Source organism: Streptomyces mayteni (assembly GCF_054783955.1).
On sequence record NZ_BAAGPR010000028.1, the window covers coordinates 20,373 to 38,633 of the forward strand.

The 18,261-nt window shown below is 73.9% G+C and carries 22 protein-coding genes; 13 read left to right on the forward strand and 9 right to left on the reverse strand.

The window, feature by feature from the left end:
* The first annotated feature begins 8 nt into the window (after positions 1-8).
* Positions 9-233, forward strand: coding sequence for a hypothetical protein (locus ACYVPE_RS15410; RefSeq protein WP_461034143.1), 225 nt, complete (start codon positions 9-11; stop codon positions 231-233).
* Positions 234-618: 385 nt separating this feature from the next.
* Here the strand turns inward: ACYVPE_RS15410 and ACYVPE_RS15415 are convergent, their stop codons facing one another.
* Positions 619-4,287, reverse strand: coding sequence for an ABC transporter ATP-binding protein (locus tag ACYVPE_RS15415; RefSeq protein WP_461034144.1), 3,669 nt, complete (start codon positions 4,285-4,287; stop codon positions 619-621).
* A gap of 395 nt (positions 4,288-4,682) precedes the next feature.
* Here ACYVPE_RS15415 and erm point away from each other — a divergent pair, with 395 nt between their 5' ends.
* Positions 4,683-5,459 (forward strand): ErmE/ErmH/ErmO/ErmR family 23S rRNA (adenine(2058)-N(6))-methyltransferase, encoded by a 777-nt coding sequence (gene erm / locus ACYVPE_RS15420; RefSeq protein WP_461034145.1) that lies wholly within the window; start codon positions 4,683-4,685, stop codon positions 5,457-5,459.
* On the opposite strand, the gene ACYVPE_RS15425 is transcribed toward erm, so the two are convergent.
* Together ACYVPE_RS15425 and ACYVPE_RS15430 are read right to left on the reverse strand one after the other, a co-directional pair.
* Positions 5,413-5,820, reverse strand: a complete 408-nt coding sequence (locus ACYVPE_RS15425) for a hypothetical protein (protein ID WP_461034146.1) — start codon at positions 5,818-5,820, stop codon at positions 5,413-5,415. The genes erm and ACYVPE_RS15425 overlap by 47 nt on opposite strands.
* Positions 5,813-6,040, reverse strand: a complete 228-nt coding sequence (locus ACYVPE_RS15430; protein ID WP_461034147.1) for a hypothetical protein — start codon at positions 6,038-6,040, stop codon at positions 5,813-5,815. Before ACYVPE_RS15430 ends, ACYVPE_RS15425 begins: the two co-directional genes overlap by 8 nt.
* A 117-nt stretch (positions 6,041-6,157) precedes the next feature.
* Between ACYVPE_RS15430 and ACYVPE_RS15435 the strand changes: the two genes are divergently transcribed.
* From ACYVPE_RS15435 to ACYVPE_RS15445, 3 genes are all read left to right on the forward strand, one after another.
* Complete coding sequence (locus tag ACYVPE_RS15435; protein WP_461034148.1) at positions 6,158-6,994, forward strand: helix-turn-helix domain-containing protein; 837 nt, start codon at positions 6,158-6,160, stop codon at positions 6,992-6,994.
* Positions 6,991-7,188, forward strand: coding sequence for a DUF397 domain-containing protein (locus ACYVPE_RS15440; protein ID WP_461034149.1), 198 nt, complete (start codon positions 6,991-6,993; stop codon positions 7,186-7,188). Before ACYVPE_RS15435 ends, ACYVPE_RS15440 begins: the two co-directional genes overlap by 4 nt.
* 75 nt (positions 7,189-7,263) lie before the next feature.
* Complete coding sequence (locus ACYVPE_RS15445; RefSeq protein ID WP_461034150.1) at positions 7,264-7,908, forward strand: dihydrofolate reductase family protein; 645 nt, start codon at positions 7,264-7,266, stop codon at positions 7,906-7,908.
* 14 nt (positions 7,909-7,922) lie between these two features.
* On the opposite strand, the gene ACYVPE_RS15450 is transcribed toward ACYVPE_RS15445, so the two are convergent.
* Positions 7,923-8,189, reverse strand: coding sequence for a helix-turn-helix domain-containing protein (locus ACYVPE_RS15450; protein ID WP_461034151.1), 267 nt, complete (start codon positions 8,187-8,189; stop codon positions 7,923-7,925).
* Between the two features lie 51 nt (positions 8,190-8,240).
* On the opposite strand from ACYVPE_RS15450, the gene map reads away from it, so the two are divergent.
* Positions 8,241-9,008: a type I methionyl aminopeptidase gene (map, locus tag ACYVPE_RS15455; protein WP_461034152.1), complete on the forward strand. Its 768-nt coding sequence runs from the start codon at positions 8,241-8,243 to the stop codon at positions 9,006-9,008.
* A 29-nt stretch (positions 9,009-9,037) separates the two neighbouring features.
* Positions 9,038-9,310 carry a hypothetical protein gene (locus ACYVPE_RS15460; RefSeq protein ID WP_461034153.1) on the forward strand — a complete coding sequence of 91 codons (273 nt, stop codon included), beginning with the start codon at positions 9,038-9,040 and terminating at the stop codon, positions 9,308-9,310.
* An 86-nt stretch (positions 9,311-9,396) separates the two neighbouring features.
* Here the strand turns inward: ACYVPE_RS15460 and ACYVPE_RS15465 are convergent, their stop codons facing one another.
* Positions 9,397-9,594 (reverse strand): type II toxin-antitoxin system VapB family antitoxin, encoded by a 198-nt coding sequence (locus ACYVPE_RS15465; RefSeq protein WP_461034154.1) that lies wholly within the window; start codon positions 9,592-9,594, stop codon positions 9,397-9,399.
* A gap of 32 nt (positions 9,595-9,626) precedes the next feature.
* On the reverse strand, positions 9,627-10,184 hold the full coding sequence (locus ACYVPE_RS15470; RefSeq protein WP_461034155.1) for a CGNR zinc finger domain-containing protein: 558 nt from the start codon (positions 10,182-10,184) through the stop codon (positions 9,627-9,629).
* Between the two features lie 65 nt (positions 10,185-10,249).
* Here ACYVPE_RS15470 and ACYVPE_RS15475 point away from each other — a divergent pair, with 65 nt between their 5' ends.
* Complete coding sequence (locus ACYVPE_RS15475) at positions 10,250-11,458, forward strand: MFS transporter (RefSeq protein ID WP_461034156.1); 1,209 nt, start codon at positions 10,250-10,252, stop codon at positions 11,456-11,458.
* On the opposite strand, the gene ACYVPE_RS15480 is transcribed toward ACYVPE_RS15475, so the two are convergent.
* A complete protein-coding gene (locus tag ACYVPE_RS15480; protein ID WP_461034197.1) occupies positions 11,379-12,599 on the reverse strand; it encodes a nuclear transport factor 2 family protein in 1,221 nt (406 codons plus the stop codon). The two genes, ACYVPE_RS15475 and ACYVPE_RS15480, sit on opposite strands and share 80 nt — an antisense overlap.
* A gap of 35 nt (positions 12,600-12,634) precedes the next feature.
* Here ACYVPE_RS15480 and ACYVPE_RS15485 point away from each other — a divergent pair, with 35 nt between their 5' ends.
* Complete coding sequence (locus ACYVPE_RS15485) at positions 12,635-13,576, forward strand: LysR family transcriptional regulator (protein ID WP_461034157.1); 942 nt, start codon at positions 12,635-12,637, stop codon at positions 13,574-13,576.
* Positions 13,573-14,736 carry a low temperature requirement protein A gene (locus ACYVPE_RS15490; protein ID WP_461034158.1) on the forward strand — a complete coding sequence of 388 codons (1,164 nt, stop codon included), beginning with the start codon at positions 13,573-13,575 and terminating at the stop codon, positions 14,734-14,736. Before ACYVPE_RS15485 ends, ACYVPE_RS15490 begins: the two co-directional genes overlap by 4 nt.
* On the opposite strand, the gene ACYVPE_RS15495 is transcribed toward ACYVPE_RS15490, so the two are convergent.
* A complete protein-coding gene (locus tag ACYVPE_RS15495) occupies positions 14,728-14,922 on the reverse strand; it encodes a hypothetical protein (RefSeq protein WP_461034159.1) in 195 nt (64 codons plus the stop codon). The genes ACYVPE_RS15490 and ACYVPE_RS15495 overlap by 9 nt on opposite strands.
* A 188-nt stretch (positions 14,923-15,110) precedes the next feature.
* Between ACYVPE_RS15495 and ACYVPE_RS15500 the strand changes: the two genes are divergently transcribed.
* The gene (locus tag ACYVPE_RS15500) at positions 15,111-15,905 is read left to right on the forward strand and encodes a phosphatase (protein WP_461034160.1); all 795 of its coding nucleotides are present in this window, start codon (positions 15,111-15,113) and stop codon (positions 15,903-15,905) included.
* Positions 15,906-15,968: 63 nt separating this feature from the next.
* A complete protein-coding gene (locus ACYVPE_RS15505) occupies positions 15,969-16,574 on the forward strand; it encodes a histidine phosphatase family protein (RefSeq protein WP_461034161.1) in 606 nt (201 codons plus the stop codon).
* Here ACYVPE_RS15505 and ACYVPE_RS15510 read toward each other — a convergent pair.
* Entirely contained in the window at positions 16,571-17,044 is a 474-nt protein-coding gene (locus ACYVPE_RS15510) for a nuclear transport factor 2 family protein (protein WP_461034162.1), read from the reverse strand. The genes ACYVPE_RS15505 and ACYVPE_RS15510 overlap by 4 nt on opposite strands.
* Before the next feature lie 102 nt (positions 17,045-17,146).
* Here ACYVPE_RS15510 and ACYVPE_RS15515 point away from each other — a divergent pair, with 102 nt between their 5' ends.
* Positions 17,147-17,986 carry a helix-turn-helix transcriptional regulator gene (locus ACYVPE_RS15515; RefSeq protein ID WP_461034163.1) on the forward strand — a complete coding sequence of 280 codons (840 nt, stop codon included), beginning with the start codon at positions 17,147-17,149 and terminating at the stop codon, positions 17,984-17,986.
* Positions 17,987-18,261: the final 275 nt, after the last annotated feature.

Sequence of the window (18,261 nt, forward strand, 5' to 3'; positions counted from 1 at the left end):
GTCACGGCATGGGAAGAGCGGAAGGCTTCGCGTTCGAGACCCGGGCCGACGGGAGTGTGCGGATCACGCACCGCGGGAGCGTGGCGGCGGTGCTGCGGGGCGCGCGGGCCCGGGAGTTGCTGGCCGCGCTCGAGGCACCCGGCGCCGACCCGCAGCTGGTGATGGCCCGCTGGACGGGCAACTACCGGCACGGCAACGAACGCACGGCCAAGAACCACCCCCGCAACCGGTAGCACCCCGAAGGGGCGCGAGGAACTGCGCGCCCAGCCACGACGCCGCCGCAGTGACCAACGGCCCGCCGGTCACCTGTTGACCACGCCGGCAGGCAGCCCGGCGCCCGGCGCCGCCCCACAGCTGGTGCTGACCCGTCGGCAACCCAGCCGGACGGTGGCGCCCCGAAGGGGCGCGGGGAACCGCGCGACCAGCCACGACGGCGCCGCAGTGACCAAAAGCCCGCCGGTCACCTGTTGACCACGCCGGCAGGCGGCCCGGCGCCCGGCGCCGCCCCACAGCTGGTGCTGACCCGTCGGCGGCCCAGCCGGACGGTGGCGCCCCGAAGGGGCGCGGGGAACTGCGCGACCAGCCACGACGGCGCCGCAGTGACCAACGGCCCGCCGGTCACCTGTTGGCCGCGCCGGCAGGCGGCTTGGCAGGCGACTTGGCCCCCGTGTAGCTGGCCCAGAGGCGCGCGTAGTGGCCGCCGGCGGCGACGAGTTCGGCGTGCGGGCCGTCCTCCACCACCCGGCCGTGGTCGAGGACGACCACCCGGTCCGCACGGGCCGCGGTGCTCAGCCGGTGGGCCACCACCAGGGTGGTGCGGCTGCCGGCGAGGCGGTCCGTGGCCTGGTTGACCAGGCCCTCCGTGGCGAGATCGAGCGCCGCGGTGGCCTCGTCGAGCAGCAGGATGTCAGGACGCACCAGCTCGGCGCGGGCCAGCGCGACCAGCTGCCGCTGGCCGGCCGAGAGGTTGCGGCCGCGCTCGGCGACCCGGTGCCGGTAGCCGCCGGGGAGCGCGGCGATCATGGCGTGCGCGCCGACCGCCCTGGCCGCCGCCTCCACCTCGGCGTCGGTGGCGTCCGGCCGGCCGTAGGCGATGGCGTCCCGCAGCGGTCCTGGGAAGAGGTACGGCTCCTGCGGCACCACGCCGAGCCGGTGCCGGTAGCCGGCCAGGTCGAGTTCGCGCAGGTCGGTGCCGTCCACCCGCACCGCGCCCCCGACCGGGTCGTGGTAGCGCGCCACCAGCTTGACCAGGGTGGACTTGCCGGCGCCGGTCTCACCCACGAAGGCGACGGTCTGCCCGGCCGGAATCCGCAGGTCGACGCCGGAGAGGGCCTCCTCCTCGGCGCCCTGGTAGGCGAACCGGACGCCGTCGAACTCCAGCTCACCGCTGAGCGACTCGACGCCGACCGGCCGCTCGGGGGCCGGCGTGGAGGTGCGCTCGCGCAGCAGCTCCTGGATCCGGCCCAGCGAGACCACGGCCTGCTGGTAGCCGTCGAAGACCTGGGAGAGCTGCTGGACGGGGGCGAAGAAGAGCTCGATGTAGAGGAGGTAGGCGACCAGCGCGCCGGCCGTCAGGGTGCCGTCGCCGACCCGCCCGGCGCCCACCACCAGCACGCCGGCGGTGGCCAGGGTGGCGAGGAGCTGCACGAAGGGGAAGTAGACGGAGATCAGCCACTGGCCCTGCACCCGCGCCTGCCGGTAGCCGTCGGAGCGGTCGGCGAAGCGCTCGTGGCCGTCCCGCTCGCGGCGGAACGCCTGGACGATGCGCAGCCCGGCGACGGACTCCTGGAGGTCGGCGTTGACGCCGCTGACCCGCTCGCGCGCCAGCTCGTAGGCGCGGACGCTGCGCCGCCTGAACACCACGGTGCCGGCGATCAGCGGCACCAGCGTGGCCAGCACGATCAGGGCCAGCTGGAGGTCGATGGCGAGCAGCACGCCCATGATGCCGAAGAAGGTGAGCACGGAGACCAGCGCCTGGGTGAGGCCGGTCTGGAGGAAGGTCGTCAGTGCGTCGACATCCGTCGTCATCCGGGTCATGACCCGGCCGGCCTGCTCGCGCTCGTAGTAGTCGAGTCCGAGCCGCTGGAGCTGGGCGAAGATCTTGACGCGCAGCGAGTAGAGGGCGCGTTCGCCGGTGCGGCCGACGGCGCGCAGGGCGCCGTACTGGGCGACCCACTGGCCGAGCACCACGACGAGCGCGATGCCGGAGGCCGTCCAGACGGCGCCGAGCGCGGCCCGCTCCACGCCCGAGTCGATGCCGTGCCTGATCAGGATGGGCACCAGCAGCGAGGCCACGGCATCGACGACCACCAGGAGCAGGGCGAGCAGCAGCGGCCTGCCGAGGCCGGCGAGCAGCCGGCGCAGGCCGTACTCGGTCTCGGCGCGGGCGGCGCGCGCCTCCTCGATGTCGGGGGTGTCGGTGGCGGGCGGCAGGGCGGCGACCTGGGCGCGCAGCTCCGGGGTGCCGGCCGCGTCGTCGTCCTCCGCCTCCGTGGTGTCCGGCCAAGGGTCGCCCGCCGGCTCCGCGTCGACCCCGGCCGGGTCGCGCTCCACGCCGCCGAGCTCGCCCGGGTCGGCGAGCAGCTGCCGGTAGAGCTCGCAGCGCTCGACCAGCTCCTCGTGGGTGCCGGTGTCGACCAGCCAGCCGCCGTCCAGCACGGCGATGCGGTCGGCGAGCTGGAGGGTGGACTGGCGGTGCGCGATGAGCAGCGTGGTGCGGCCGGCCATCACGGACCGCAGCGCGCCGTGGATCTCATGCTCGACGCGGGCGTCCACGGCGGACGTGGCGTCGTCCAGGATCAGCAGCCTGGGGTCGGTGAGGATGGCGCGGGCCAGCGCGATCCGCTGCCGCTGGCCGCCGGAGAGGGTCAGGCCCTGCTCGCCGATCCGGGTGTCGTAGCCGTCCGGCATCGCCAGGATGAACTCCTCGGCCTGGGCGGCGCGGGCCGCGGCCCTGATCCGCCGGTCGTCGGCGTCGGGGTGGCCGTAGGCGAGGTTGGCGCGGATGGTGTCGGAGAACAGGAAGCTGTCCTCGGGGACCAGGCCGATGGCGGCGCGCAGCGAGTCGTAGGTGAGGTGGCGGACGTCCTCGCCGCCGATCAGGACGGCGCCCTCGTCGGGGTCGTAGAAGCGGGGCAGCAGCAGCGAGACGGTGGACTTGCCGCTGCCCGACGGGCCGACGACGGCCAGCGTCTCGCCCGGCTCGATGCGCAGGCTGAGGTCGCGCAGCACGGTGCGGTCCTGGCCGTAGCCGAAGGAGACCCGGTCGAACTCGACGGTGGCGGGCGCGTCGGCCGGCAGCGCGTGGGCGTCGGGCGCCTCGGTGATCTCCGGGGTGGTGTCGATGAGCTCGATCACCCGCTCGACGCCGGCCCTGGCCTGCTGCCCCATGGTCAGGATCATGGTGAACATCCGGACCGGGCCGACGAGTTGGGCGAGGTAGGTGGAGAAGGCGACGAAGGTGCCGAGCGTGATGTCGCCGCGGGTCGCCATCCAGCCGCCGAACGCCAGCATCGCGACCTGGCCGAGCGCGGGCACGGCCTGGAGCGCCGGGGTGTAGCGGGCGTTCAGCCGGACGGTGCGCATCCGGGCGGCGAAGAGCCGGCGGCTGACGGCGCGCAGCTTGCCGGTCTCCTGCTCCTCCTGCCCGAAGCCCTTGACGACGCGGACGCCGGCGACGGCGCCGTCCACCACGCCGGCCACCTCGGCGGCCCGCTGCTGGGCGTACCAGGTGGCGGGGAAGAGCCGGTCCCGGCTGCGGACGGTGATGAACCAGAGGGCGGGCCCGACGGCGAGCGCGACGAGGGTGAGCGGCGGGGAGAGGGTGACCATCACGACCAGCGAGACGGCGAAGAGCATCAGGTTGCCGATGGTCATCGGCAGCATGAAGAGCAGGCCCTGGATGAGCTGGAGGTCGCTGGTGGCGCGGCCGACGACCTGCCCGGTGGAGAGCTGGTCCTGGCGGCGGCCGTCGAGCCGGGTGATGGTGCGGAAGATCTCGGTGCGCAGGTCGTGCTGCACGTCGATGCCGAGCCGGCCGCCGTAGTAGCGGCGGACGAAGGTGAGGACGTAGACGACGACGGCGGCGCCGATCAGCAGCGCGATCTGTCCGCCGAGCCCACCCTCGCCGCCGACCACGACGTCGTCGATGACGTTCTTGACGATCAGCGGCATCAGGGCCATCACGGCCATGCCGAGCAGCGAGGCGCCGACGGAGAGCAACAGGTTGCGGCGGTAACGCCAGCAGTAGGCGGTCAGCCGCCGTATCCATCCAGCACCACGTGGCACGCCGTCTCTCCCTCGTCCTCGTATCCCAGGGAAGCCCAACGTCGGGACCTGCTGATTTCATCCCACTGCAACACTATGAACCGACGATCAGCGGAGTGGTAATTCGGTTGCGGGGCATCGACGCGTGTGCGTACGGTCACCGCCATGGGAGCGACCAACATCCACGGTCTGTGCGCCGCCGCGCGGGCCGTGTTCATGTACACCCGTCCTCGTGCGCGGCGTCCGGCCCTGGTCCTGGGGGACCTGCCCGGCGCCTGAGCGTCCCGTTGTAACCAGCTCTCCCATGCCTGCCAGGGCCGTCCGTGTGTCTCTGACCACCGGACAGGCCGCCGGCACCCTTCCGCGTTCCCATCCGCCGCCTCGGTCTGTCCTCACACACGAGGACGTGAGCCGCCATGGCACGCGAACGCATTCATCAGCGCAAGAACCTCTCGCAGAACTTCCTGCACGAACCCGGCGTGCTGGGCATGATCGTGCGCACCGCCGCGCTGCGGCCGGACGAGACCGTGCTGGAGCCGGGCGCCGGCGAGGGCACCCTGACCCGACTGCTCGCCGGTTCGGCCGGTCGGGTCATCGCCTACGAGATCGACCCGGCGCTGTCCCGCCGGCTGCCGTCCCGCCTCGCCCCGGCGGGGAACGTACGGGTCGTCGCCGGCGACTTCCTGCGCGCCACCGCGCCGCGCACGCCGTTCGCGGTGGTCGGCAACATCCCGTACTCGCGCACCACGGACATCGTCCGCTGGTGTCTCGACGCGCGGGCGCTGACGTCGGCGACGCTGGTGACCCAGCTGGAGTTCGCCAGGCGCCGCACCGGCGACTTCGGCACCTGGCCGCTGCTGACGGTCACCAGCTGGCCCGAGCACGCCTGGGAGCTCGGGCCACGGATCCGCCGTGAGCACTTCACGCCGGTGCCGCGCACCGACTCCGCGGTGCTGCGGATCCGCCGTCGCCCCGAGCCGCTGCTGCCGAAGCACCGGCTGCCGGAGTACCGGGCACTGGTCGCCGAGGGCTTCACGGGCGTCGGCGGCTCGCTGCGCGCCACGCTCGCCCGGCACCGCCGGGCGTCCCGGGTCCGTGACGCGCTGCGCGCGGCCGGCGTGCCGGACTCCGCGCCGGTGGGCGTGGTCAGCCCGCCGCAGTGGCTGATGCTGTTCCGGCGGCTCGCGCCGTAACCTCAGCCTCCCGGACGGCGGCAGCCAACTCCGCCGCGGACTCGGCCTCGGTGCATCGGCCTGCCGTGGGCAGGAAGAGCACCGGCCTGATCTCCCAGGCGACCCGCACCCCGGTACGGGTCCGTACGGGCAGTCGGCAGGACCCACCGGCCCGCAGCCGGTAGATCGCCTCCCACTGCCCGTACGACAGCCACCGGAACACCCGCTCCGACTCGTCGGCGTCCAGCAGCGACAGCACCGTGCGCACCTCGACCCGCATCCAGATCAACGCCTGGATCGGCCGCGCGGCGCGCCGCGCCTGGACGCCGACCTCGTCGCCCCGCCGGACGACCCGCTCACACCACAACCCCGGCTCAAGCACGGGCCTGACCGGCCCGCACCACGGCGGCGAGCCGCCGCGCCGTGTCGACATCGCAGCGGCCCAGCTCCACGAGCGGCCGGGTGTGGAAGACCGAGGTACACGAGACCAGATCGACGGCGAGCGACGGCAGGACGATGCCGACACCGGCGAGCGCGTCGCTCAGCTCCTGTACGGCCTCGGCGGAGACCTCGATGGCCTCGGCGGGGAGTCGTTGCTTCATGGGGGGTCGCCTTTCCTACGGGAATTACGTTCCGCGCCCATAGCGTGACCATCCGCGATTAGACTCCGGAAGGGGTTGCAACCCCGCAAGTCGCCTGCGGCAAAGGAGCGTTGGCCAATGGTTCGCCCGAAGGATCTGAACCCCTACCTGTCCCCCCGCACCTTCTACGGCGCCGAACTACGCCGCCTCCGCGAGGACGCCGACCTCTCCCAGGACGCCCTCGGCGAGCGCGCCTTCTGCTCCGGCACCTACATCGGCCAGTTCGAAACGGCGGAGCGGCGCCCCCAGCTGGACATGTCCAAGCTCTTCGACGACATCTTCGGCACCGGCGAACACCTCCAGCGGCTCTGCAAGCTGGCGCACGAGGCGGAGAAGCATCCGGATTACTTCGCCACAGCGGCCGAGTTGGAAAAGCACGCAGAGACTTTCTGCGAGTTCACCGGGATGCACATCCCTGGCCTGCTCCAGACCGAGGAATACGCCCGGACGTTGACGCGCTCCTCGCACCCCTTCGCCCCTCAGGAAGAGGTCGAGAAGCGTGTCACCGCGAGAACGGAGCGGCAGCGGATTCTCAACGATCCAACTGCGCCCGAGTTGTGGTTCATCGTGCACGAGGCCGCGCTTCGCCTGCCGATGGACGGACCTGAACTGATGCGGGCCCAGCTGGACCGGCTGGCGGCCCTGGGACGCGACCACCACCGGGTGATGCTGCAAGTCCTGCCCTTCTCCGCAGGACCCCATCCTCTGCTGTACAACACCGTCATTCTGATGACGTTCGCCGACTCGCCCTCGGTGACGTACACCGAGGGCGCGTACTCGGGTCAACTGATCGAGGAACCGGCGCTAGTAGCCCGATACTTCAAGGCATACGATCACCTCAGGGCCATCGCCCTACCGCCCGAGACGTCCCTGGCACTGATCGAATCCCTGGCAAAGGACCTCTGGACCCCATGACCACGGCACCCGACCTGAGCATCGCCGCCTGGCGCACCTCGTCCTACAGCAACGGCGACGGCGGTGCCTGCGTCGAGGTAGCCGACAATCTCCCGGGCATCCACCCCGTCCGCGACACCAAGTGCCGCCACGACGGGCCCACGCTCCTCTTCCCCACCCCCGCCTGGGCCGCGTTCATCCGCACCGTGAAGTAACCCTCCCGGCTCAGCGGCGATGAGTTTCGCCGGTTCCGGTGGTCCACCAGACATGGACCACGAAGGAGGAACCCGGTGAGCCAACTGCTGCGAGTGCAGAACTTCACCGTCTCGAGTGACGGATTCGGTGCCGGTGAGGGGCAGAGCCTGGAGCGGCCGTTCGGCCATGCCGACCCCAGGGAGCTGATGGCCTGGGCCGGCGCCACCGCGAGCTGGCCCAACCGCACGGACCCCGGCGGGAGCCGGGGCCTGGACGACTACTTCACGCGGGACTTCTCGCACAACATCGGCGCCGAGATCATGGGGCGCAACAAGTTCGGGCCGCAGCGTGGCCCCTGGCAGGACCACGAGTGGCTGGGCTGGTGGGGTGACGAGCCGCCGTTCCACACGCCGGTGTTCGTCATGACCCACCACCCGCGTCCCTCGTTCACCCTCTCCGACACCACGTTCCACTTCGTCGACGGCGACCCGGCCGCCGTCCTCGAACAAGCGCGGGAGGCGGCGGAGGGGAGGGACGTCCGGCTCGGCGGCGGGGCGACCACCGTGCGGGAGTTCCTGGACGCCGACCTCGTCGACACGCTGCACGTCGCGGTCTCGCCGGTGACGCTCGGCTCCGGGGTGCGGCTCTGGGAGTCCCCGGACGAGCTGCGCGACCGCTTCCACCTCGACGTCGTGCCCAGCCCGAGCGGCGTGACGCACCACCTGTTCTGGCGGAAATGACGCCGTGAACCGGGTCAGGCCGCGGCCACCGTCCTCTCGTCCAGGGCGCAGGCCGCGGCCACCTCGTCGAGTGACAGGCCGAGCGCGCCGGCCAGGGCGGCGATCGTGAAGAACGCCGGGGTAGGCGCGCGGCCGGTCTCGATCTTGCGCAGGGTCTCGGCGGAGACCCCGGCCACCGCCGCGACCTCGGCCATGCTGCGTGCGCCGCGTGCGTCGCGCAGCAGGGTGCCGAGGAACCGGCCCCGCTCGCGCTCTTCGGGGGTGAGTGGAGTACGTACCATGTCCGTGATACTAATACCGGTATAAGAATTGGGTCCGGGAGGAGCATCACCATGGTGGAGATCAAGACGGACGAGGCGCTGGCGCTGATGCGCGAGTCGGGGCGGGTCACGGCGCGGGCGCTGGCGGCCGTGCGGGAGGCGGCGGCGCCCGGCGTGGCGCTGCGCGAGCTCGACGAGGTCGCGCACGCGGTGATCCGCGAGGCCGGCGCCAAGCCGGCCTTCCTCGACTACCACCCGCACTTCGCGCCGACCCCCTACCCGGGCGTCATCTGCGCCTCCGTGAACGACGCGATCGTGCACGGCATCCCGGACGGCTACCGGCTGCGCGACGGCGACCTGCTGAGCGTGGACTGCGGCGCCTACCTGGACGGTTGGGCCAGCGACTCGGCCGTCAGCTTCACCATCGGCGAGGCCAGCGCGGACGACCAGCGGCTGCTCGACACGACGCGCGAGGCCCTCGAAGCCGGGATCGCGGCCGCCGTGGTCGGCGGCCGGCTCGGCGATATCGCCCACGCCATCGGTCGGGTCAGCCGGGCCGCCGGCTACGGGATCATGGAGGGCTACGGCGGCCACGGCATCGGCCGCCAGATGCACGAGGATCCCTCGGTCCCCAACGAGGGCCGCCCGGGCCGGGGTTTCAAGCTGCGGCACGGCCTGGTGCTGGCCCTGGAACCGATGCTGATCACCGGCGGCCGGGACGACTGGCACACAGCCCCAGACGGCTGGACCCTCCGCAGCAACGACGGCAGCCGCGCGGCCCACTTCGAGCACACGGTGGCCATCACGAACGACGGGCCACGGGTGTTGACGCTGCCATGAGGCGTGCGTACGTCGCGCATACTCCACTCATGCCCGACGTCACGATCCACGTCCCTACCCACGTCCGCGACCGGCTGGCGCTGCTCGCCGAAGCGCGGGGCGTCTCGATCAGTGCGCTGCTCCAGGAGTTCGCCGAGTCAACGCCCACCCCTCAGGTCCGCGAGGACCGCGAGGACCGCGCCGAGAAGGTGCACGCCTACCTCGTGGAGCACTTCGGCGTCCACGTCACCGCCGAAGACGACGAACGCATGCAGCGCAAGATCGAGGACGCCTTCGCCAACCGCTCCGAGGCCACCGCGTGATCCAACACCGTCTGGTCATCGACCAGTCGTCCCCGCTGACGCTCGGTTCGGTAGTCGCCAAGCCCCGGCCCTGATCTGCCGTGCCCCTACGGTTCGATGAGGGAGAAGTCGATCTCTCCGCTCGCCACCAGCTGTCTCATTCGGTCGATCGCCGCCGCCCGCCGCCCACGCAGGGCGACCTCACGCAGAGCCGCATTCACCGTGTCGTGCGCGGTCTGCGTTCCCAGCCAGCGACTGGCGTCCGCCAACGCCTCGCCGTCCACGTCGATCACCACACGGGTCATCGGCCACCTCCTGACGGCATGGTAACGAGCCGTCAGGCCCGCCGCCGGCGGCGCCGGTGTTCGGCGACGCGGGTGCGGTTGGCGCAGGCCGGGGAGCAGAAGCGGCGGGCGGCGCCGGGGCCGGTGCCGAGGTAGAGGCGGGCACAGCCGGCCGCCGCGCACTCGCCCCAGGGGGCGCGGCCGTACTCGGTGAGGATCTGGGCCAGCGCCAGGGCGCTTGAGGCCGTGAACCAGTCGGCCCAGCTCGCGTCGTCGCCCCGGTCGACGTGCAGGTGCCAGGGTCCTGTGCCGTGGCGGGCGAGCCGGGGACGGGCGCCGCACTCGGCGAGGAGCGCGTTCAGCGCGGGCGCCGCGCGGTCGGCGTCGGTCTCGGTCAGGACGGCGGCCAGCCGGCCGGCGGCGGCGCGCAGCCCGGCGGCGTCGTCCGCCGAGAAGGCCCCCTCGGTCAGGTCGGCCGGCTCCTCGCCGTGATGGGCCAGCAGTTCGGCGAGCGCGGCCCGGGAGATGCCGGGGTCGGCGCGCACCGCGTTCACCACGTCGACCAACCGCGCGGCGGGCCGGAATCCGCTCCCTGTCGCCTTCTCGACCATCGCACCCCTCGCCGACCCGCCTGTAATGTGTTGTGCCACCAATACGTTACACCGAGGAGGGGTCGGTGCGTCGCTGCCTGCTCGTCGCGTTCCTCGCCCGGCTGGCCGACGAGGGGCTGCCGTTGGCGGTGCTGCTGCTCGCCCAGGCCCGTACCGAGAGCCCGGCGCTGGGCGCGTTCACGCTGGCCGCCTGGCTCGCCCCGCACGTGCTCGCCGCCCCGGTGACCGGCACCCTGCTGGCGCGCGCCCGCCGCCCACGCCCGCTGTACGCGGCCGCGCTCGGCTGCTTCGCCGCCGCCGTCGCCGGGGTCGCGCTCACGCTCGGACGGGTGCCGGCGCCGGTGACCCTGGCCGTCGCGCTGGCGGGTGGCTGCTGCGGCCCGATCGTGACCGGCGGCATGTCCAGCCTGCTGGCCGGCCTCGCCCCGCCGGGGGCCGCCCGGGACCGCGCCTACGCGCTCGACGCCGGCAGCTACAACGCCGCCTCGGTGGCCGGCCCGGGCGCGGTCGGGCTGGCCGCCACCGCCCTCTCCCCCGGCCTGGCGGCCGGCCTGCTGGTGGCCCCGGCCGCGCTGGCCGCAGCCCTCGCGCCCACCCTGCCGATCGGGGCCGAGGCCGCGCCAAAGGCCAAGGAGCCCGCGCCCTGGGCCGCCGGGGCCGTCGCGCTCTGGCGGGTGCCGGAGCTGCGCGCGATCACCGCCGCGACCACCGTCGCGTTCCTCGGCATCGGTGGCGTGACCACCACCGCCGTGCTGCTGGCCGCCGAGCACGGCCGTCCCGCGGGCGGCGGCGCGCTGATGACCGCGTTCGCCCTCGGTGCCCTCGCCAGCTCGCTGCTCCTCGCCCGGCGTGCGCCACGCCTCGCCCCGCCGGCGCTGGCCGGCCTCGCCCTGCTCGGCCTCGGCCTCGCGCTGGGCGGCGCGGCGCTCGCCCCCTCCTACCCGACGGCGCTCCCGTGCTTCGCGCTCGCCGGGCTCTGCGACGGGCCGCTGCTCACCGCCACGCTGCGGATCCGTGCCGACCACGCGCCGCCGGCCGCCCGCGCCCAGGTCTTCACCGTGGCCGCAGGGCTCAAGATCACGGCCGCCTCCTGCGGCACCCTGCTCGCCGGCCTGGCCGCCGACGTCTCCCCGGCCGCGCTGCTCCTCGCCATCGCCGCCTGCCAGCTGGCGGGCGCGGCCGTGCTGCGCGGCGTCAGGGGTGCCGGTGATACGCCTTGTTCGCGATCCGCCAGCCCGCCTCGCCCGCGTCGACCAGCAGGAAGACGTCGGTGAAGGTGTCGGCACCGTGCCGGAGCGTCATGGTCGCGGTGGCGACGGTGCCATGGACGTGGACGGCGTCGACGCGGCGGGAGCGGGTCGCCTCGTCCGGGGCCGGTCGGCCGGGGAAGAGTGCGCGGTACTCGTCGAGGTTCCAGGAGACGAAAGCGCCGTCCCTGACGCCCTCGATGTGGGCGGTGGGCAGGAACGCGTCGCCGAAGTGGGCGGGATCGCCGGTGGCGTGGCCGCGGACGTAGGCGGTGAGCGGCGCCAGCACGTCGTCGGCCACGGCGGGGACGGTGGCGGCGACGGCGATGTCGGCCTCGGGTCCTGCGGGGGTGTCGGCCAGCTCGGCCGCGCAGGGCAGCGGGGTGTTCGTGGCGGCGGCCAGCAGCGCCAGGTCCTTGGCGAGTGCGCCGACGGTGAACTCCGCCGTGGCGTCGACCGGCCCGCCGGCGAGGAAGGCGCGCTTGCGGGCGACGAGCCGGCCGAGCGGGCCGAGTTCGAGGACGTCGAGCGCCTGGGCGCGGGGCAGGCCCAGGGCGTCGGACTGCCGCAGCGCCTCACGCAGCGCGAGGACGGTGCCGGCGAGGCCGCAGTTGGCGATCAGCTTGAGCGCGGCGGCGGTCGCGGCGTCGTCGACCCGCCGCACGGTGCCGAGCGTCTCCAGGTCCGGCCCGACCAGATCGAGCGCCGCCGTTTCGCCGGCGGCGAGGATCCGCAGGGCGCCGGTGGCGGCGGCCGGCGTGGAGCCGAGCACGGGCGCGTGGACGTAGGAAGGGCCGAACTCCCGGGCCAGGCCGGCCGCCTCGGCGGGGGCGACGGTGCTGGTGTTCAGCACGATCGCGCCCGGGCGCAGCGAGCCGCGGACCCGGTCGAGGACCTGCCGGCAGGCCGGGCCGTCGAAGAGCGCCAGGAGGACGACGTCGGCCCCGGCCACGGCCTCGTTCGGGTCGCCGAAGGTCCGGAGCGTGCCGGCGGGGCGCCCGGAGCGCGTCCAGCCGAGGACGTCCCGGTCGTGGCCGGCCAGCCGGGTGGCGATCGCGGCGCCCATCCGGCCGAGGCCGAGGACGGCGATGGTGTGCGGTGCGGTCATGCGCCCCAGCCTGCGGGCCCGCAAGGGCTGCGACAAGCGCAGATCCGACAGGGCAACCATGCGTGCCACGCATACCTGCTGCGATACTCGGCGGCATGGAGTTGACGGCGTGGCGGACGTTCGTGACGGTGTGCCGGCTGGGGTCGCTGTCGGCGGCGGCCGCCGAGCTCGGCTACACGCAGTCGGGGGTGTCCCGGCAGATCGCGGGGTTGGAGCGCCAGCTCGGGGTGGAGCTCGTGGTGCGGGGGGCGCGTGGCGTGCGGCCGACGCCGGCCGGCGAGGCGTTCCGGCACCACGCGCTGGTGGCGCTCAACGAGGCGGACCGCGCCGTGCGGGCCGCCCGGGAGGCGGGTGACGGGGCGCCGGGCCGCCCGCTGGCCGTCGGCGCGACGCCGTCGCTGGCCGCCGGGGTGGTGCCCGCGGCGATCCGCCGCCTGCTCGACGGGGCCGGCGACCTCCGGTGGAGCCTGCTGCCCGGGCTGAGCGCGCGGCTGCACGACCGGGTGACCGCCGGCGACCTCGACGTCGCCGTGGTCACCGACGCGCCGCCCGGGCTGCCGGACGACCCGCGCGTCGCACGGCGGTTTCTCGGGCTCGACGAGATGGTCGTCGTGCTGCCCACCGACCATCCGCTGGCCGGGCACGGGCCGGTGCGCGTCGAGGAGCTGGCCGACGAGACCTGGGTCGAGGACAACGAAGGCTCGGCTGCCCTGCTGCGCCAGCACGCCGCCCGCGCCGGAACCACCGCCCGCATCGACCTCACCGCGGCCGACCTGCCGGGCAAGACGGCCCTGGTCGCGACCGGGCACGCCATCGCCCTGATCCCCGGCGTGCTGACGGGCGCGCTGCGGGCCGACGTCACCACCGTGCGGCTGGTGGATCCCCCGACGCGCGGGATCTACGCCGTCACCCGGCTCCGGAACCCGCACCCGGCCGCGGCGGCCCTGCTCGACGAGCTGGCGACGGCCTTCGGCACGCGCCGCCCCACCCCGAGCACGCCCCACGAAAGCGAGGATTGCCCCAGTATGTCCCCATGAGCAGCGCGCCCCTGCACCGGCCCATGGTCGCCCGCGATCCCGCGGAGGAGCATCGGCCGGCCACCCCGCTCGAGCTGTTCTTCGACCTCTGCTTCGTGGCCGCCGTGGCCCAGATCTCCGGCGAGCTGCACCACTACGTCGCCGACGACCTGACCGCGCGGGCCCTTCCCGGCTATCTGGCCGTCTTCTTCGCGATCTGGTGGGCCTGGATGAACTTCACCTGGTTCGCCTCGGCCTACGACACCGACGACGTGCCCTACCGGATCGCGACCTTCGGGGTGATCACCGGCGCGCTGGTCCTCGCCGCCGGCGTCACCCAGGCGTTCGAGCAGCACGACTTCCTGATCATCACCCTCGGCTACACGGTGATGCGCGTGGCCCTGATCAGCCTCTGGCTGCGCGCCGCCCGCTCGCACCCCGAGGGGCGAACCACCGCCCACCGCTACGCCCTCGGACTCGCCGTCGTCCAAGCCGGCTGGCTCTGCTGGCTGTTGGTACCACCCCATCTGCAACTGCCGCTGTTCGCCGCCTTCGCCGCCTGCGACCTCGCCGTGCCGGTGTGGGCGGAGCGCAGCCGCCGTACCCCCTTCCATCCGGACCACATCGCCGAGCGATACGGCCTGTTCACCCTGATCGTGCTCGGCGAGTCGGTGCTGGGCGCCACCACCGCCGTGCGCTCGGCCGTGGACGCGCACCAGGCCACCGGGCACCTCTACGCGGTCGCGGCCGGCGGACTGCTGACCGTCTTCGCCATGTGGTGGCTCTACTTCGCGAAGCCCGCCGCGCAGCTCCTGGTCTCGCAACGCGTCGCCTTCGTCTGGGGCTACGGCCACTACCTGATCTTCGGCTCGGCGGCCGCCGTCGGCGCCGGCCTCGCGATCAACGTCGACCAGGTCGCGCACCACACCGCCATCGGCCGGGAGACGGCCGCCGCCGCGGTCACCCTCCCCGTGGCCCTCTTCCTCCTCACGCTCTGGCTGCTGCACATCAGGCCCCACCAGGTGACCGCCGGGCACAGCGCCCTCTTCCCCGGCACGGCGCTGCTGGTGCTCGCCGCCACCCTCGCCCCCGCGCCGGTGCTCCTCACCGGGCTGCTGCTGACCGCCCTGGTGGCCGCCGGCCTGCTCGCCGCCCAGCGCGGCCCACGCACCTCAGGCTGACTCCCGCGCGCGCCGCAACCGCCAGCCGCCCTCCACCAGTTGCAGGCCGCCTATCACCATCAGCGCCAGGCCGAGCGGAGCCCCCTCGAACCAGCCGAGCTCCAGGTCGCCACCCAGGAACCTGAGGAGGCCGCCGCCCACCAGCAGCACACCCCCCTCGACCATCCGCGCCTTGCCCGAACCCATCGCCCCGCGCCCCTTCCGAACGCCCGATCACCGCCACCTTCGACGTTAGGTCCCGACCCCCCGCTCCCGCCTCGACCGACGGGATGATCATCGGCGCCCGGCCTACATCGAACGACGGACCCGCACGTCGAGATCACAGGTCGGCGACGCGGCCACCGGAAGTTCACCCGGCGGGCGATACTGGCCGTATGCCGACCTCCGCCGCCCCCTCCCGTTCGGAACTGATCGAACATCTCATACAGACCCGGATCGCGGGCGAGGTCGCCACCCCCAGGGAGAACAACCTCTCCCACTACCGGGAGTTGGCCAACGGCAACCGCTACTTCTGGCTCGGCCTCGAACTCGGCGACCGGTGGTCCGACGAGCAGGACGTGCTGGCCGTGATGGCCGAACGCTGCGGCGTGGACGGGGACCCGCAGCACCGGCAGGGCCAGGACACCATAGACCCCGAGCTCACCGTGGACGCCCTTGACCGGTCCGCGACGCTGCTGCGCAAGGCCGTCGCCGACCGGCAGCGGGTGCTGGTGGCCACCGGCCACCCCGGCGGCCTGCTCGACGTGCACGCCCGCACCGCCGCCGCGCTCGCCGCCGCCGGCTGCGAGCTCGTCCGGGTGCCGCTCGGCATCACCGCCGACGAGGGCCGGATCACCCAGTTCGCCGCCGTCGCCGTCTACGAGCGCGGCGCCTCGCTCTGGCACACCCACTCCCCACGGCCGATGGCCGAGATCCTGGACGCCCTCCCGCAGGAGGGCGAGCCGCTGCCCGACCTGGTGATCGCCGACCACGGCTGGGCCGGCTGCGCCGCGGAGCGCGGCATCGACACCATCGGCTACGCCGACAGCAACGACCCCGCGCTCTTCCTCGGCGAGGCCGAGGGCACCCTCACCGTGTGCGTCCCGCTCGACGACTACGTCGTCAGCCCGCGCTACTACGAGCCGCTCGTCGCCTACCTGCTGGACGCGGCCGGGCTCTCCCCCGTCTGAGCCCCGACCGGGGGGTGGCACAGTGGGAGGTCCACGACCGAACTCAGGAGACCCCCCTTTCCCATGCGCTTGCTGCTGATACGCCACGGCCAGACCCCCTCGAACCTCAAGCACCTCCTCGACACCGCGGAGCCGGGCCCGGCGCTGACCCCCCTGGGGCAGCAGCAGGCCGCGGCCCTCCCCGAGACCCTCGCGGCCGAGCGGATCGGCGCGCTCTACGCGTCCACCCTGGTCCGCACCCAGCTCACCGCGGCACCGCTGGCCGCCAGCACCGGACTGCCGGTCGTGGTGCGGGACGGCATCCGGGAGCTGTCCGCCGGCGACCTGGAGATGCGGGGCGACGACGAGTCCATCGAGGCGTACGAGAACACCGCCTTCGCCTGGTCGGCCGGGAACACCGCGCTCCGGATGCCGGGCGGCGAGAGCGGCGTGGAGGCGCTGGGGCGCTTCGACGCCGTCGTCGACGAGGTCGCGCGCTCCGGGGTGGAGACCGCGGCACTGGTCAGCCACGGCGCCGCCATCCGGATGTGGGTGGCCGCCCGGGCGGCGAACATCGACGTCCCCTTCGCCGCCGCCCACAAGCTGAGCAACACGGGAGTCGTGGCCCTCACCGGCTCCCCCGCCGAGGGCTGGCAGGCGCGGACCTGGGAGGGCGACCCCGTCCGCTAGGCCCTGTCCTGGCGGAACGCGCCCTTCGGGTCCTCCCCCGTCTCCCACCAGACGCCGAGCCGCTGGCGGGCCAGCCGCCAGCCGGCCGCCGTCCGGACGAACTCCCAGTCGTACGGGCCGCCCATCGCGTACGGCGTGGCCCGCATCCCCGGCTCGGGGACGGCCACGAACCACATGTAGCCGATGCCGCTCGCCCGGTCGCCGCGCACCTCGAACGCCGCGTTGAGGATGTGGTGCTGCATGGCGGCGTAGCCGGACTCCGCCTCCCGCACGGTGTCGCGGATCGCGTCCCGCCCGCGGACCTCCTGCCACGGCCCGAACTCCAGGACGCCGTCCGGCGTCCAGCACTCGATCCAGGTGTCCCAGTCCCTGGCGTCCAGGGCGCGCCAGCCCCGCATCAGCAGCGCCCGCAGCTCACGATCGTCCTCCAGCGCACGCACCCGCTCCGCCAGCGGTTCTCTTTCGCTCATGGCGTCGATCCTGAGCCGGACGCGACCCGACGACCAGGCAGGGCCGTGCCTGGACGCGGCACACCCAGGCACGGCGCCGTCGCCCGGGGCTACCGTGAGGGCATGAGCGACAACGCCCTCGGCGACTTCCTCCGCGCCAGGCGCGCCCGCCTGAGCCCCGACGACGTCGGGCTCCCCTCCTACGGACGCCGCCGGGTCCCCGGGCTGCGGCGCGAGGAGGTGGCCGTGCTCGCCGGCGTGAACGGCGACTACTACGCCCGCCTCGAACAGGGCCGCGAGCGCCACCCCTCACCGCAGGTGCTGACCGCGCTCGCCACGGCGTTCCGCCTGGACGCAGACGCGCGCGACCACCTCCACCGGCTGGCCGGCGCGCCCCGCCCGCCCGGCCGGGCCGGGGCCGGGCGACGCGTCTCGCCCCGGCTGCGGGAGCTGCTCGACGGCTACGCCCACACGCCGGCCTTCGTCCTCGACGCGGCGCTCGACTTCCTCGCCGCCAACGCGCTGGCCCGCGCCCTGTTCTCGCCGTTCCGGCGGGTGGACAACCTGGCCCTGATGACCTTCCTCGACCCGGCCGCCCGCGCCTTCCACCGCCGCTGGCCCGAGGTCGCCGCGACCACCGTGGCGAGCCTCCGCCACGGCGCGGGCCAGGCCCCCGACCTGCCCAGGCTGCGCGAGGTGGTGGACACGCTGCTGGCGGGCAGCGACGAGTTCGCCGCGCTGTGGCGCACGCACGTGGTCCACAGCAAGAGCGAGGGCGAGAAGGAGCTCACCCACCCCGAGGTGGGCGCGCTGTCACTCAGCTACCAGACCTTCGACATCCGCGCCGCCCCCGGCCAACAACTCGTCATCTACCACGCCCCACCGTCCACCCCGACCGCCCACAACCTGACCCTCCTCGGCACGTTGCACGCGCCGGCGCGTGGCATGCCGGTCGACGGCTGACCCCTCGGGGGGCCACGGGCCTGGCGCAGGGCCAGCCACGCAGCCGGCGCCGGTCCCGCACCCCCCGCGTCCAGCGGCCTGAGCCCCGCCGGCACCGGCGCAGCCACGGAGCCGGCACGCGCAGCGGGGCCGCAGGCCCCCGCAAGGCCGGCAGCCACCTGAGCCGCCAGGCCCCAGGGGACGCTGCGCGGGTTGCCGGCCCGGCATGCGAAGCAGGGCGCGGGCCGCTGGCCCGAAGGGCCCGGCCCCAGCGGCGTTGGCCCGATAACGGGCCT